Source organism: Pseudomonas sp. RSB 5.4 (assembly GCF_037126175.1).
GTDB lineage: Bacteria > Pseudomonadota > Gammaproteobacteria > Pseudomonadales > Pseudomonadaceae > Aquipseudomonas > Aquipseudomonas fluorescens_H.
Genome location: NZ_CP146986.1, coordinates 5481862 through 5496915 on the forward strand (window position 1 = coordinate 5481862; position 15054 = coordinate 5496915).

Sequence of the window (15054 nt, forward strand, 5' to 3'; positions counted from 1 at the left end):
CAGCAGCCTTACAGACCGGGGTGTGAATTGCTGACGCCGGAATCACGAACCGGCGTCGGTCATTTCCATTTTGTTTATAGGTTTAGTGCACCAGCATGCCGGTGAACCAGTAGGCCTGGGCCAGAGTGATCAGGCCGACAATCGTGGCAAAGAATAGGCTGTGCTTGAGGGTGAAGCGGAACAGATCGGATTCCTTGCCCACCAGGCCGGTCGCGGCGCAGGCCACGGCGATCGATTGTGGCGAGATCATTTTGCCGGTCACGCCGCCGCTGGTATTGGCGGCTACCAGCAGGGTGTCATTGACGCCGATCTGGTGTGCGGTGGTCGCTTGCAGCGAACTGAACAGGGCGTTCGACGAAGTATCGGAACCGGTCAGAAACACACCGAGCCAGCCGAGGAACGGTGAGAAGAACGGGAAGGCTGCGCCGGTTGCGGCCAATACCAGAGCCATGGTCGAAGACATCCCCGAGTAGTTGGTGACGAAGGCGAAGGCCAGCACCATGCCGATCGACAGGATTGGCCAGCGCAGTTCGTAGAAGGTCTCTCTCAAAGTGGTCAGACCAGTTTTGAAGTTGATCTTCAGCACCAGCATCGAGATCAGCGCCGAGAAGAAAATCGCGGTGCCGGTCGCCGAGATCGGGTCGAGCTTGAACACCGCCGGAATCGCGGTCGGGGTGGCTACGATCGGCGCGGTCTTGATCACCAGTTGATCAAGGTGCGGGATGGCGAAGTTGAATACCCAGGCGTACATCGATCCGCCGGCGGCGAACATGGCTTTGAAGGGTTTGAGGGTCCAGATCGTGACCAGTACGGTGAGGATCAGGAACGGCGACCACGCCTTGAAAATTTCCCCAAGACTGTAGGGCGAATCTACGGTGGTGCGCTTCTGGCCGAAACCGCCGACGCTGGCGGTCACCGCCGTGCTCGAGGTGGCGCCGGCGATCTGTGCACCGGCGGTGCGTTTTGGTTGCCAGACTTTGAGGAACAAGGTCAGGGCGATCAGGCTGGCCAGGGCAGAGGTGATGTCCGGCAGTTCCGGGCCGATGAAGTTCGAGGTGAAGTACTGCGTCACGGCAAAGCTCAGGCCGGCAACCAGCGCAGCGGGCCAGGTTTCGCGCACGCCGCGCAGGCCGTCCATCATGAACACCAGCCAGAACGGCACGAACAGCGACAGCAGTGGCAGTTGGCGGCCCGTCATGGCGCCGATCTTGAACGCGTCGATGCCGGTCACCTGGCCGGCCACAATGATCGGAATTCCCAAGGCACCGAACGCTACCGGCGCGGTATTGGCAATCAGGCACAGGCCGGCGGCGTACAGCGGGTTGAACCCGAGACCGACCAGCAGCGCAGCGGTAATCGCTACCGGCGCACCGAAACCGGCGGCACCTTCCAGGAATGCACCGAAGCAAAAACCGATCAGCAATACCTGCAGGCGCTGGTCGTCAGTGATCGACAGTACCGAACTGCGAATGACCTCGAACTGACCACTCTTGACCGTCAGTTTGTAGAGAAACACTGCCGCGACAATGATCCAGGCAATCGGCCACAGACCGTAGGCAAAGCCGTATCCAGCAGCGGCGAAGGCCATGTCGACCGGCATGTGGAAGGCGAAAATTGCCACGGCAATCGACAGGGCCAGCGTGATGCTGCCGGCCACATGACCTTTGAGGCGAAACACCGCCAGAGCCAAAAAGAAGAAAACGATGGGGATGACGGCCGCGAGTGCGGAGACGCCGAGACTGCCGAGCGGGGTATAGAGCTGTTGCCAGGTTTGCATATGGGGTGGCCCCTAATTGTTGTTGGTCAGGCACTGTCAGCGTTCTTGGTTAATTGGTAATACCAATTTACAATCGCTGTTGGCTAGGGTAAAAGCCTTGATGTCGGTGTGTCAATTTGTCGCCCTGAAACTTTTGTCGAATAAGCGGTGCAGAGGGCATCTGACCCGGTCGGACGATTGCGCACTGACAGGTGTCGGCGCGGCGCCGATCGGCCAGAATAGAGAGCCCGGCGTGCGGTCGGGATCGTGGAGAGTTGAGTTATGGGGTTTGATCAGATTCGTCAGCGCCGTTTGTCTGACGATATTGTCGAGCGACTCGAGGGGATGATCCTTGAGGGCACGCTGAAGTCCGGTGAACGGCTTCCGGCCGAGAGAACGTTGGCCGAGCAGTTCGGCGTATCGCGCCCGTCGCTGCGTGAAGCGATTCAGAAACTGGCGGCCAAGGGCTTGCTGGTCAGTCGCCAGGGTGGCGGTAACTATGTGGTGGATACGCTTGGCTCGACCTTCAGCGATCCCCTGCTATTGCTGCTTGAGAGCAACCCCGAAGCGCAGCGCGACTTGCTGGAGTTTCGGCACACTCTGGAGGCATCGTGTGCCTATTACGCCGCATTGCGCGCCACGGATGTGGATCGTGAGCGCCTTACTGCAGCGTTCAACGAGCTGCAGGATTGCTACACGCGACATGACGAAGTGAGCCGGGCGGAAGAGGGGGCGGCGGATGCGAAGTTTCATCTGGCGATCGCCGAAGCCAGCCACAACGCGGTGCTGCTGCACACCATCCGCGGGCTGTTCGATCTGCTCAAGCGCAACGTGGTGACCAACATTGGCGGCATGTACAAGCAGCGCACGGAAACCCGCGACATGCTGATCGCTCAGCATCGGGAACTGTATCTGGCGATTATCGAGGGGCGTGCGGAGCAGGCGCGCGAGGTTTCCAGTCGGCACATTCTGTATGTGCAGGAAGTGCTGGAAGAGGTGCGGCAGGAGGTTCAGCGCATGGCTCGGGCGGAGCGGCGCAAGGGGATGTGACGCAATTCAGTTGTGGCAAGGGGGCTTGCTATCGCTTGCTTGCGCAGCAGGCGCCCTCGGCTCTCGCCACTGTCTGAAAGCGGGGGCCGCTACGCGCCCCAGCGGGAGCAAGCTCCCTCGCCACAGTATCAGGCAGAAAAAATTATTCTTCCTTGCCCTTGTTGCGCACGGCGCGCTGCAACTCACGACCGGCGTCGCGTTCGCGCTCGGTGTCTCGCTTGTCGTATTCCTTCTTGCCCTTGCCCAGAGCAATCTCGCACTTGACCATGTGCTTGCTCCAGTAGAAGGACAGGCACACGCAGGCGTAGCCTTTCTGTTGCACGGCAGCGGCGAGTTTTTCCAGCTCGCGTTTGTTGAGCAGCAGTTTGCGGGTGCGGGTCGGATCGGCAATGACGTGGGTGCTGGCGGTCATCAACGGTGTGATGTGACTGCCGAGCAACCAGGCTTCGCCGTCCTTGAGCAGGACGTAACTGTCGACCAGTTGCAGCTTGCTTGCCCGCAGACTTTTTACTTCCCAGCCGGCCAGGACCAGACCAGCCTCGAACCGATGTTCGATGAAGTAATCGTGTCGCGCCTTTTTGTTCTGCGCGATGGTCCCTGTTGGGTGTTTCTTCTGTTTAGCCATAGGGGCGGCATTATATGGAGATAAACGGTCCTCGGCTACGGTGATGCTGCGTGCTTGAGCACGTTGAGTGAATCCCGGACAATGCGGCCTCTTTTTCTAACGCTTGGGCGTGATATTCAATGTCGACAGACAAGGTTTCTGTCCACGGCAGTTGGGCTAGCCGCTGGGTTTTCATATTCGCCGCGACCGGTTCAGCCGTGGGACTGGGCAGCATCTGGAAATTCCCCTACATGGTCGGGGTCTACGGTGGCGGCGCCTTCGTGCTGATGTTCCTGGCGTGCATCGCGTTGATCGGGATCCCGGTCATGCTGGCTGAGACCCTGATCGGCCGCCGCGCGCGGCAGAGTCCGGCGAATGCCCTGAAGGTGCTGGCGCTGGAAGCCGGGCACTCGGGCAAGTGGTCGTGGGGCGCATTTGCCGGGATGATCACGGCGCTGCTGATCCTGTCTTTCTATAGTGTGGTCGGCGGCTGGTCGCTGGATTACATCATCGACATGGGGCGCGGGGACTTTCAGGGCGCTACGGCAGAGCAGGTCGGCGCTTATTTCGGCAATGTCATCTCCGATCCCTGGCGCCTGACACTTTGGCACACAGTTTTCATGCTGTTGTCGGCCGTGGTGATCGCCAAAGGCGTGGTTGCCGGGCTTGAACGCAGCCTGCGGATCATGATGCCGCTGCTGTTTGTGATGGTGCTGGTGCTGCTGGGTTACAGCATGACCACCGGGCATTTCATGGACGGCGTGCATTTCATGTTCGATTTCCACCCGGAAAAAGTCCTCGACGGCTTGCTGCCTGCCATGGGTCACGCATTTTTTTCCCTGAGCGTGGGCGTCGGTTCGATCATGATCTACGGCGCTTACATGACCAAGGAAGCTTCGCTGTCCGGCACCGTAGTCGGTGTCGCGCTGCTCGACACCTTCGTTTCGCTAGTGGCCGGTCTGGCATTGTTTCCGATTGTGTTTGCCGGCGGTTTGAACCCTAGCGAAGGCCCGGGCCTGATGTTCGTCAGTCTGCCATTTGCCTTCGGTAACGTGGTTTTCGGTCAGTTGATGGGCGTGGTGTTCTTTGTCCTGGTGGCAATTGCCGCCTGGAGTTCGGCGATTTCCCTGCTCGAACCGATGGTTGCCTATCTGGTTGAACGCACGAAAATCAGCCGTGGCTGGGTGACTTTCTGGTTGGCCTTCATCTGCTGGTTCGTTGGTCTGGGTACGGTTTTCTCCTTCAATATCTGGAAGGAAGCCAAATTTTTCGTGAACGATGGCGGGCTGTTCCATCTCTACCAATGGGGTGCGGCGGGCGGTCTGGACTTCTTCGGCGTGATCGATTTCTTCACCTCGCGGATCATGTTGCCGCTCGGTGGCCTGTGTTTTGTGCTGTTTGCTGGTTGGGTGATGGGGCGTGATGCGGTGCGTGACGAGTTGTCGATTCGTAACCCGGCGCTGTTTACCCTGTCCTTGTTCTTGATGCGCTACGTGGCGCCTATCGGCATTCTTGTAGTGTTTGCCGCTCAGCTCTGGAAGTAACGCTTACATGACGACACATATTCAACGTTCGGCGTTGCTGCCATACCCGGCGCAATTCCTCTACGACCTGGTCAACGACGTCGCGCGTTACCCGGAATTCTTGCCATGGTGCTCGTCCGCCGAGGTGCTGGAGAGCTCGCCCGAGCACATGCGCGCCAGCGTTGGTGTGGCCAAGGGCGGTCTCAGTCAGCACTTCGTGACGCGCAATACGCTGGTGCCGGGGCAGTCGATCGAGATGAACCTGGAAGAAGGCCCGTTCAATCAGTTGCATGGCGTCTGGGTGTTCAAGGCGTTGAACGAGAAGGCCTGCAAGATCAGTCTCGACCTGTCTTTCGACTATGCCGGGCCGCTGGTTCGCGCGACACTCGGTCCGCTGTTCAATCAGGCGGCCAACACGCTGGTGGATGCTTTCTGCCAGCGTGCCAAGCAGATGCATGGTTGAGCCGGTGATCGAGATTGAAGTGGTGTATGCCGCCGTGGATCGTCAGATCCTGCGCACTTTGAGCGTCCCTGAAGGGACGACAGTGCGTGAGGCGGTGCTCAAGTCAGGTATCGGCGATGAATTTCCTGAGCTGGATCTGAGTGATTGTCCGCTGGGGATCTTCGGCAAGGTGGTGGCTGATCCCTTGGTTCGCTTGATTCAGGTCGGTGATCGCATCGAGATCTACCGGCCGCTACTGGCGGATCCGAAAGAAGTACGACGCCTGCGGGCGGCGAAGGCTGCCGAAGCCAAGGCGCGAAATCAGTAGGACGAGCAAATCGCAGGCAATAAAAAACCCGGAAATTCCGGGTTTTTTATTGCCTCGCACATTACTGCGGCGAGGTGTCCAGCGGCTCAGGCGTCGGAACCGGAACGGTTTCAACACCATCCACGTCCTTCTGGATCGAATCCAGCAAGGAGCCAGGTTTGGCTGGTTGTTCCGGCTTCGGCTTCTCGGCGTTTTCAGCAGGGGCGGTCACGCTGGTGCCACTGTCCTTGCCGAGAATGGCTTCGTCACGGCTCACGCCCGGCATGAAGTCACCGGACAGGCTGACAAGCTGGTCGTTAGAGTTGAAAATAACACTCATGCGTTCCTGCTGGCGTTCACCGCCACCAGGTTGCAGGCTGTACAGATAATCCCAGCGATCGGCATGGAACGTGTCGGTCAGCAGAGGGTTACCCATGATAAACCGTACTTGCCGACGGGTCATTCCCGGGCGTAACTGGTCTATCATGTCCTGCGTGACGACATTGCCCTGCTGGATGTCGATTTTGTAAACCCCGGGGAATGAACAACCGGCGAGTGCGAGCAGTCCCACAAAGGTGAAACTGGTTAGCAAGAGCTTGGTGTTTTGCATCGGTGGGCGACTTCCACTATCTTGGCTGGGACAACGTAAACGCCGATCATACCCGCATTAAGAGAAGCTGCGAAGCAGCATCGCGAGAAAGCTGACCATGGTTGAAAATAGCGAACTACGCAAAGCCGGCCTCAAAGTGACCCTGCCACGGGTCAAGATCCTGCAAATGCTCGACTCTACCGAGCAGCGTCACATGAGTGCCGAGGACGTCTACAAGGCGTTGATGGAAGCGGGCGAGGACGTCGGTCTGGCCACGGTTTACCGTGTTCTGACCCAGTTCGAAGCCGCTGGCCTCGTGGTCCGTCACAACTTCGACGGTGGCCACGCGGTATTCGAATTGGCCGACGGTGGCCACCACGACCATATGGTCAACGTGGAAACCGGTGAAGTCGTCGAATTCGTCAGCCCGGAAATCGAAAAGCTCCAGAAGGCAATTGCCGAGGAGCACGGTGTCGATCTGGTAGATCACAATCTGGTGCTGTACGTACGCAAGAAAAAGTAAGCATGTCACGCGAATTTCAGGTTCGCGAAACGAACGAAGGCGACCCAAGGGTCGCCTTCGTGCTTTCTGCTGCTCTTAAACTTTTGCGGTGACCACCATTTTTTTCGCGTGAGCCAAAGACTCTTTGGTCAGGTCGATGCCGCCCAGCATCCGTGCTACTTCTTCTATACGGTCGTTCTTGCTCAGTTTGGACACGGCGGTGTGAGTCGCCTGCTCGCCCCGTACCTTGTGCACGAACAAATGCTGATGACCCTGCGCTGCCACTTGCGGCAAGTGCGTCACGGTCAGCACCTGCCCACGATCGCCAAGACGTCGCAACAATTGGCCGACAATCTCCGCTGTCGGCCCGCCGATCCCCACGTCCACTTCGTCGAATACCAAGGTTGGTACCCGTGAGGTCTGCGCGGTAATCACCTGAATCGCCAGGCTGATCCGCGACAGCTCGCCACCGGAGGCCACTTTGGCCAGCGCTTTCAGCGGCTGACCGGGGTTGGCACTGACCAGCAGCTCGACTTGCTCCAGGCCGTTGGGCAGCAATTCGTCGCTGCTGTTGGCGCGCAATTCGATGGTGAAGCGACCGCCGGGCATGCCCAGGCGCTGGATTTCCTGTTCCACGGCGCTGGCGAGGCTGCCGGCGGCTTGATGACGCAAGTCGCTCAGCTCGCGGGCTTTCTCTTGATAGTGGCGTGCGTAGGAAGCCAGCTCTTCACCCAGACGCTCGATGGATTCGTCATTGGCGTTGAGGGTTTCGATCTCATCCAGCAACTTTTGCTGCAGCTCGGCGACTTCAGTTGGCTGGATCCGGTGCTTGCGGGCCAGGGTGTAAATCGCGTCGAGGCGTTCTTCCAGATATTGCAGGCGCGCCGGATCGGCATCGAAGTTGTCGAGGAAGCGATTGAGTTCGCCCACGGCTTCTTCGACCTGGATCTGTGCGCTGGTCAGCAGGCTGCTGGCTTCGCCCAGCGCGCCCACCGAGTTGTTCACGCTCGACAGGCGATTGAGGCTGGCGGTCAGTGCATTCAGTACGTTGCCGGAATCGCTTTCGCTGCATTGTTCGACCACTTGTCGGCAAATGCCGAGCAGGGTTTCGGCGTTGGTCAGGTTCTTGTGTTCCTGCTCCAACTGGTCCAGCTCGTTTTCGCCGAGGCCGAGGTTTTCCAGTTCTTCGAGCTGGTAGCTGAGCAGTTGGTGGCGCGCGCGTTGTTCGTCGCCGGAGTTGGAGAGGCGCTCCAGCTCCTGGCGAGTCTGGCGCCAGCGCTGCGCAGCCAGTTGAACCTGGCGGGCCAGATCGGTGGCACCGGCGTATTCATCGAGCAGGCGGCGATGGGTATCGGTTTTCAGCAGGGACTGGTGTTCGTGCTGGCTGTGGATATCGATCAGCAGTTCGCCGAGAGCCTTGAGATCGCCGAGCGGGCAGGGCGTGCCATTGATATAGCCACGCGAACGGCCTTCGGCGGTGATCACCCGGCGCAGGATGCACGGGCCGTCGTTTTCGAGATCGCGCTCGGCCAGCCACGCATGGGCCTCGGGAATGTCGACCAGATCGAAGGTGGCCAGAATGTCGGCCTTGTCGGCGCCCGGGCGAACCACGCCACTGTCGGCGCGATCGCCCAGGGTCAGGCCCAGGGCGTCGAGCATGATCGACTTGCCGGCGCCGGTTTCCCCTGTGATCACGCTCATCCCGCGATCGAGTTCGAGATCGAGATGTTCAACGATGGCGTAGTTATGTACGGACAGGTGCACCAGCATAAAGGCCGCTCCCAGGCTTTAGGTCTGGTTATTTATACAGTGTTTTGTTTCAGGCTGACAATGCCCTCGCTTAGCTCGATTTGCTTGATCCGATCAAATGCTTAGTCCGAGTGGGAATGACAATGCAGCACTTTTTTGTAGGGTTAATCATTGCAGGCCCTTGAAGCCTGATTTTGCGGCCCCATATATCGGGGCAGAAGCGCGAGTAGAGCTCGCGGACGTAATTGAAAGGAGAATTCTATGGCTGACGAACAGACAGTAGATACGCAAAATCCAGAAGCCAATCAGGCGCCCGAAACTTCGGGTGACGACCTGGCGACCCGTGTACAAGTGCTCGAAGAGCAGTTGGCCGCCGCGCAGGATCAGTCGCTGCGCGTAGCTGCCGATCTGCAGAACGTCCGCCGTCGTGCCGAGCAGGATGTCGAGAAGGCGCACAAGTTTGCGCTGGAAAAATTCGCCGGTGACCTGCTGCCGATCGTCGACAGTCTGGAGCGCGGCCTCGAGCTGTCGAGCCCGGACGACGAAAGCATCCGTCCGATGCGCGAAGGCATCGAGCTGACCCTGAAAATGTTCCACGACACCCTCAAGCGTTATCAGCTTGAAGCGATCGATCCGCATGGCGAACCGTTCAACGCTGTTCACCATCAGGCGATGGCCATGCAGGAAAGCGCCGACGTCGAACCGAACAGCGTTCTGAAGGTGTTCCAGAAGGGCTACCAGCTCAATGGTCGCCTGTTGCGTCCGGCCATGGTTGTGGTCAGCAAGGCGCCGGCGCCAATTTCGCCTTCGATTGACGAGAAGGCTTGAAATTAGCCGCAAGGCCCCCATTTAGAAGTCAAGCGTTTAAGTATTACCGCAGTTAGCCACCACTGCTGCGGCAACAAAATCCAAAGTTTCGGGAGAGTGAACATGGGCAAAATTATCGGTATCGACCTGGGGACTACCAACTCCTGCGTCTCCGTGCTGGAAAACGGCGTAGCCAAAGTTATCGAAAACGCCGAAGGCGCGCGTACCACGCCGTCGATCATCGCTTACGCCAACGATGGTGAAATCCTCGTTGGTCAGTCGGCCAAGCGTCAGGCAGTGACCAACCCGCACAACACCCTGTACGCGGTGAAGCGTCTGATCGGTCGCAAGTTCGACGAAGAAGTCGTACAGAAAGACATCAAGATGGTCCCGTACAAAATCGCCAAGGCTGACAATGGCGATGCCTGGGTTGAAGTGAACGGCCAGAAAATGGCGCCGCCACAAATCTCGGCTGAAATCCTGAAGAAGATGAAGAAGACCGCCGAAGACTACCTCGGCGAGCCTGTGACCGAAGCGGTGATCACCGTTCCGGCCTACTTCAATGACAGCCAGCGTCAGGCGACCAAAGACGCCGGCCGCATCGCCGGTCTGGACGTTAAACGTATCATCAACGAACCAACCGCAGCTGCTCTGGCTTACGGTATGGACAAGGCCAAGGGCGATCATACCGTGATCGTTTACGACCTGGGTGGCGGTACTTTCGACGTGTCCGTGATCGAGATCGCTGAAGTTGACGGCGAGCACCAGTTCGAAGTGTTGGCCACCAACGGTGACACCTTCCTCGGCGGTGAAGACTTCGACATTCGTCTGATCGACTACCTCGTTGACGAATTCAAGAAAGAAAGCGGCATGAACCTCAAAGGTGACCCGCTGGCGATGCAGCGCCTGAAAGAAGCCGCTGAGAAAGCCAAGATCGAGCTGTCGTCCGCTCAGTCGACCGACGTCAACCTGCCGTACATCACTGCAGACGCTACCGGTCCTAAGCACCTGAACGTGAAGATTTCGCGTGCCAAGCTCGAAGCACTGGTTGAAGACCTGGTTCAGCGCACCATCGAGCCTTGCCGTATCGCCATGAAAGACGCCGGTATCGACGTTGGCGCGATCAACGACGTGATTCTGGTCGGTGGTCAGACCCGTATGCCGCTGGTACAGAAGCTGGTCACCGATTTCTTCGGTAAAGAAGCACGTAAAGACGTGAACCCGGACGAAGCGGTTGCCATGGGTGCTGCGATTCAGGGCGCCGTTCTGGCTGGTGACGTGAAAGACGTTCTGCTGCTCGACGTCAGCCCGCTGACCCTGGGTATCGAAACCATGGGTGGCGTGATGACCGCGCTGATCGAGAAAAACACCACGATTCCTACCAAAAAATCGCAAGTGTTCTCGACTGCCGACGACAACCAGGGCGCCGTGACCATTCACGTCCTGCAAGGTGAGCGTAAGCAAGCTGCACAGAACAAATCGCTGGGCAAGTTCGACCTGGCCGACATTCCGCCAGCTCCACGTGGCGTGCCGCAGATCGAAGTGACCTTCGACATCGACGCTAACGGCATCCTGCACGTTGGCGCGAAAGACAAGGCGACCGGCAAAGAGCAGAAGATCACCATCAAGGCCAACTCCGGTCTGTCGGATGAAGAAATTCAGAAGATGGTTCGCGATGCCGAGCTGAACGCCGAGGAAGACCGCAAGTTCGCTGAACTGGCTGAATCCCGTAACAAGGGTGACGCACTGGTTCACTCGACTCGCAAAATGGTTACCGAAGCGGGCGACAAGGTCAGCGCTGAAGAGAAGACCGCGATCGAAGCCGCTGTGGTTGCACTGGAAGCCGCTGTGAAAGGCGACGACAAGGCTGCCATCGAAGCGAAGATCGAAGAGCTGTCGAAAGTCTCGGCTCCGGTTGCTCAGAAGATGTACGCCGAACAGGCTCAGCCTGCTGAAGGCGCGGCGCCGCACGACGAGAAAGCTGAAAAGGCTGACGATGTCGTTGATGCCGAGTTCGAAGAGGTCAAAGACCACAAGTAAGTTGTTGGTCGCCCGGTTGACTGCCTTGCGGCGGTGACTGGTAGGATGTCGCCGCGCGGGAGCTTGCTCCCGCGTTGGCGTATCTGGAATACACGAATTTTTACAGCATGCGACAAGGTTCGCTTGCTGCTGGTATGGCCGGGAATGCTCCTGCTTTTCGCGCTGCAAGTACCAAACGAAGCAAAGACCAGGATCGTTGAATTGACGTGAGTTGGGTCCGGGCCTGTATTGGGGCTCAACGAGTTTGGCCATCCTCAGGAGGGGTTTGCCGGACGTCCTCAAGAGTGCAAAAGAATTATGGCAAAGCGTGACTATTACGAAGTATTGGGTGTTGAGCGTGGTTCAAGCGATGCAGACCTGAAGAAGGCCTATCGTCGTCTGGCGATGAAGCATCACCCGGACCGTAATCCCGATGACAAAGCGTCGGAAGAACTGTTCAAAGAGGCCAACGAGGCCTACGAAGTATTGTCCGATTCGAGCAAGCGCGCGGCGTACGACCAGTACGGTCATGCCGGTGTCGACCCAAGCATGGGTGGCGGTGGCGCCGGTTTCGGCGGGCAGAACTTCTCCGACATCTTTGGCGATGTCTTCAGTGACTTCTTCGGTGGCGGTCGTGGCGGTTCCCGTGGCGGCGCCCAGCGTGGCAGCGATCTGCGCTACACCCTGGAGCTGAATCTGGAAGAAGCGGTGCGCGGCACTACCGTGAATATCCGCGTTCCGACACTGGTCAATTGCAAGCCATGCGATGGTTCCGGCGCGAAGAAAGGCTCGTCGCCATCGACCTGCCCGACCTGCGGCGGCATCGGTCAGGTGCGCATGCAACAGGGCTTCTTCTCGGTGCAGCAGACCTGCCCGCGTTGCCATGGCCAGGGCAAGATCATTTCCGATCCGTGCGATTCCTGCCACGGCGATGGTCGCGTCGAAGAGTACAAGACCCTGTCGGTGAAAGTGCCGGCTGGCGTCGATACCGGCGACCGCATTCGTCTGTCCGGCGAAGGCGAAGCGGGTACTCAAGGTGGCCCGACTGGCGACCTGTACGTGGTGATCAACGTACGCGAGCACGACATCTTCCAGCGCGATGGCAAACACCTGTTCTGCGAAGTGCCGATCAGCTTCGTTGATGCGGCGCTCGGCGGCGAACTGGAAATCCCGACCCTCGACGGTCGCGTCAAACTGAAAATCCCTGAAGGTACTCAGACCGGCAAGCAGTTCCGCGTGCGCGGCAAAGGCGTGGCGCCAGTGCGTGGCGGTGGTGCGGGCGACCTGATGTGCCGTGTGGCTGTCGAGACGCCAGTCAATCTGAATCGTCGTCAGCGCGAATTGCTCGAAGAGTTCCGCAGCTCGCTGGCGGACGACAACAGTCACTCGCCGAAAACCACCGGTTGGTTCGATGGTGTGAAGCGCTTCTTCGGCGATCTGTAAGGAGTTGGCATGCGACGTATAGCTGTGATGGGCGCCGCCGGGCGCATGGGCAAGATTCTGGTCGAGGCCGTGCAACAGCGCGCGCCGCTGACCGGCCTGACCGCGGCGATCGTTCGTCCCGGCAGTACGCTGATCGGAGTGGACGCCGGTGAGCTGGCTTCGCTGGGTCGCATCGGTGTGCCGTTGTCCGGCAATCTCGAATCGGTGGCTGAAGAGTTCGATGTGCTGATCGACTTCACCTTGCCGGAAGTCATGCTGAAAAACCTCGCGTTCTGTCGCAAGGCTGGCAAGGCCATGGTCATCGGCACCACTGGGCTCGACGATGCGCAGAAGCAATTGCTGGCCGAGGCGGGTAAGGATATTCCGATCGTGTTCGCGGCCAACTTCAGTGTTGGGGTCAACCTGTCGCTGAAGCTGCTCGAAATGACCGCTCGGGTGCTGGGCGATGATGCTGACATCGAGATCATCGAGGCGCATCACCGGCACAAGATCGATGCGCCTTCGGGTACTGCCCTGCGCATGGGTGAGGTGATTGCCGATGCGCTGGGTCGTGATCTGCAGAAGGTCGCGGTCTATGGTCGTGAAGGCCATACCGGTGCGCGCGAGCGAGAAACCATCGGTTTCGCTACCGTGCGTGGTGGTGATGTGGTCGGCGATCACACCGTGCTGTTCGCCTGCGAAGGCGAGCGCCTGGAGATCACGCACAAGGCTTCCAGCCGCATGACATTCGCCAAGGGTGCGGTGCGTGCGGCGTTGTGGCTGGATGGTCGCGAGCCGGGTCTATACGACATGCAGGACGTGCTCGACCTGCATTGATTGACTGTTTTACCCAGCGCAAACGCCCGGTTTGCGCTGGTTTTTCTACACCGCGCGACGGCCTGTCGCATTCTCCGGCCTTTTAGGCTCTTTAGCGGTGGACCAAAAAAGCCTTTTTCTGTAAGCTACAGCTTTAGTGTGTCCACTAAAAGCGCGCAGAATAATTCAGTGAAGAAGCGGGGTGACGTGTCCATACGTCACTCCGCTTTTTTACAACCTGCGATTGCCCTTTCATGCGTTATTTACGGGAGGTCTTCTTGACTAAGCCAGCCATACTCGCCCTTGCTGATGGCAGCATTTTTCGCGGCGAAGCCATTGGAGCCGACGGTCAAACCGTTGGTGAGGTGGTGTTCAACACCGCAATGACCGGCTATCAGGAAATCCTTACCGATCCTTCCTACGCCCAGCAGATCGTTACCCTGACTTACCCGCACATCGGCAACACCGGCACCACGCCGGAAGACGCCGAGTCTGACCGCGTATGGTCCGCTGGCCTGGTGATCCGTGACCTGCCGCTGGTAGCGAGCAACTGGCGTAACACGATGTCCCTGTCCGACTACCTGAAAGCCAACAATGTTGTGGCAATCGCTGGTATCGATACTCGTCGCCTGACCCGCATCCTGCGTGAAAAAGGCGCACAGAACGGCTGCATCATGGCCGGCGACAACATCTCCGAAGAAGCTGCAATTGCCGCCGCGCAAGGCTTCCCGGGCCTGAAAGGCATGGATCTGGCGAAAGTCGTCAGCACCAAGGAAAAGTACGAATGGCGCTCCACTGTCTGGGATTTGAAGACCGACAGCCACGCGACCATCGATGCCTCCGAGCTGCCATATCACGTGGTTGCCTACGACTACGGCGTCAAACTGAACATCCTGCGCATGCTGGTCGAGCGCGGCTGCCGCGTGACCGTGGTGCCGGCGCAAACCCCGGCTGCCGATGTGCTGGCACTCAAGCCGGACGGCGTGTTCCTGTCCAACGGCCCTGGTGACCCGGAGCCTTGCGACTACGCGATCAAGGCGATCAAGGAAGTGCTGGAAACCGAGATCCCGGTATTCGGTATCTGCCTCGGTCACCAGTTGCTGGCTCTGGCCTCCGGCGCCAAGACCCTGAAAATGGGCCATGGCCACCACGGTGCCAACCACCCGGTGCAGGATCTGGACACTGGCGTCGTGATGATCACCAGCCAGAACCACGGTTTCGCGGTTGACGAAGCGACCCTGCCGGCCAACGTGCGTGCGATCCACAAATCGCTGTTCGACGGCACCCTGCAAGGCATCGAGCGCACCGATAAGAGCGCGTTCAGCTTCCAGGGCCACCCTGAAGCGAGCCCGGGCCCGAACGATGTGGCGCCCCTGTTCGACCGCTTCATCAACGAGATGGCCAAGCGACGCTAAGCGTTCGCCTTGAGACTGTAGCGAGAAGCCCTCGAGGGCGGCCCCGATACCGG

At 58.9% G+C, this 15054-nt stretch carries 14 protein-coding genes; 10 read left to right on the top strand and 4 right to left on the bottom strand.

The genetic code is table 11. From position 1 onward, the window contains the following. Nucleotides 1-82: 82 nt before the first annotated feature. Entirely contained in the window at nt 83-1777 is a 1695-nt protein-coding gene (locus V9L13_RS24625; RefSeq protein ID WP_338800786.1) for a lactate permease LctP family transporter, read from the bottom strand. A 261-nt stretch (nt 1778-2038) separates the two neighbouring features. On the opposite strand from V9L13_RS24625, the gene V9L13_RS24630 reads away from it, so the two are divergent. Further along, nucleotides 2039-2806 carry a GntR family transcriptional regulator gene (locus tag V9L13_RS24630; RefSeq protein WP_045122286.1) on the top strand — a complete coding sequence of 256 codons (768 nt, stop codon included), beginning with the start codon at nt 2039-2041 and terminating at the stop codon, nt 2804-2806. 142 nt (nt 2807-2948) lie between these two features. Here V9L13_RS24630 and smpB read toward each other — a convergent pair whose 3' ends face one another. After that, nucleotides 2949-3431, bottom strand: a complete 483-nt coding sequence (smpB, locus tag V9L13_RS24635) for an SsrA-binding protein SmpB (RefSeq protein WP_003221505.1) — start codon at nt 3429-3431, stop codon at nt 2949-2951. 119 nt (nt 3432-3550) lie between these two features. Here smpB and V9L13_RS24640 point away from each other — a divergent pair, with 119 nt between their 5' ends. From V9L13_RS24640 to V9L13_RS24650, 3 genes are read left to right on the top strand one after another with little or no spacing between them, the layout of a single operon-like run. Then, the gene (locus tag V9L13_RS24640) at nt 3551-4954 is read left to right on the top strand and encodes a sodium-dependent transporter (RefSeq protein WP_338800787.1); all 1404 of its coding nucleotides are present in this window, start codon (nt 3551-3553) and stop codon (nt 4952-4954) included. A 7-nt stretch (nt 4955-4961) separates the two neighbouring features. Further along, nucleotides 4962-5396 carry a type II toxin-antitoxin system RatA family toxin gene (locus V9L13_RS24645; protein ID WP_003221509.1) on the top strand — a complete coding sequence of 145 codons (435 nt, stop codon included), beginning with the start codon at nt 4962-4964 and terminating at the stop codon, nt 5394-5396. Continuing rightward, nucleotides 5389-5703, top strand: coding sequence for an RnfH family protein (locus V9L13_RS24650; protein ID WP_338800788.1), 315 nt, complete (start codon nt 5389-5391; stop codon nt 5701-5703). The genes V9L13_RS24645 and V9L13_RS24650 overlap by 8 nt, the downstream gene beginning before the upstream one ends. A 61-nt stretch (nt 5704-5764) precedes the next feature. Here V9L13_RS24650 and V9L13_RS24655 read toward each other — a convergent pair whose 3' ends face one another. Then, on the bottom strand, nt 5765-6292 hold the full coding sequence (locus V9L13_RS24655) for an outer membrane protein assembly factor BamE (RefSeq protein ID WP_003221514.1): 528 nt from the start codon (nt 6290-6292) through the stop codon (nt 5765-5767). A gap of 97 nt (nt 6293-6389) precedes the next feature. On the opposite strand from V9L13_RS24655, the gene fur reads away from it, so the two are divergent. After that, nucleotides 6390-6794 (top strand): ferric iron uptake transcriptional regulator, encoded by a 405-nt coding sequence (gene fur, locus V9L13_RS24660; RefSeq protein WP_003221515.1) that lies wholly within the window; start codon nt 6390-6392, stop codon nt 6792-6794. Nucleotides 6795-6869: 75 nt separating this feature from the next. Here fur and recN read toward each other — a convergent pair whose 3' ends face one another. Next, nucleotides 6870-8543: a DNA repair protein RecN gene (gene recN, locus V9L13_RS24665; protein ID WP_338800789.1), complete on the bottom strand. Its 1674-nt coding sequence runs from the start codon at nt 8541-8543 to the stop codon at nt 6870-6872. A gap of 240 nt (nt 8544-8783) precedes the next feature. Between recN and grpE the strand changes: the two genes are divergently transcribed. From grpE to carA, 5 genes are all read left to right on the top strand, one after another. Next, nucleotides 8784-9350, top strand: a complete 567-nt coding sequence (gene grpE / locus V9L13_RS24670) for a nucleotide exchange factor GrpE (RefSeq protein WP_007961425.1) — start codon at nt 8784-8786, stop codon at nt 9348-9350. Nucleotides 9351-9452: 102 nt separating this feature from the next. Then, nucleotides 9453-11369, top strand: a complete 1917-nt coding sequence (dnaK, locus tag V9L13_RS24675) for a molecular chaperone DnaK (protein WP_003221521.1) — start codon at nt 9453-9455, stop codon at nt 11367-11369. 297 nt (nt 11370-11666) lie between these two features. Further along, the gene (gene dnaJ / locus V9L13_RS24680; protein ID WP_003221522.1) at nt 11667-12791 is read left to right on the top strand and encodes a molecular chaperone DnaJ; all 1125 of its coding nucleotides are present in this window, start codon (nt 11667-11669) and stop codon (nt 12789-12791) included. A 9-nt stretch (nt 12792-12800) separates the two neighbouring features. Beyond that, complete coding sequence (gene dapB, locus V9L13_RS24685; RefSeq protein ID WP_338800790.1) at nt 12801-13607, top strand: 4-hydroxy-tetrahydrodipicolinate reductase; 807 nt, start codon at nt 12801-12803, stop codon at nt 13605-13607. 257 nt (nt 13608-13864) lie between these two features. Then, the gene (gene carA / locus V9L13_RS24690; RefSeq protein WP_003221524.1) at nt 13865-15001 is read left to right on the top strand and encodes a glutamine-hydrolyzing carbamoyl-phosphate synthase small subunit; all 1137 of its coding nucleotides are present in this window, start codon (nt 13865-13867) and stop codon (nt 14999-15001) included. The last annotated feature ends 53 nt before the right edge of the window (nt 15002-15054 follow it).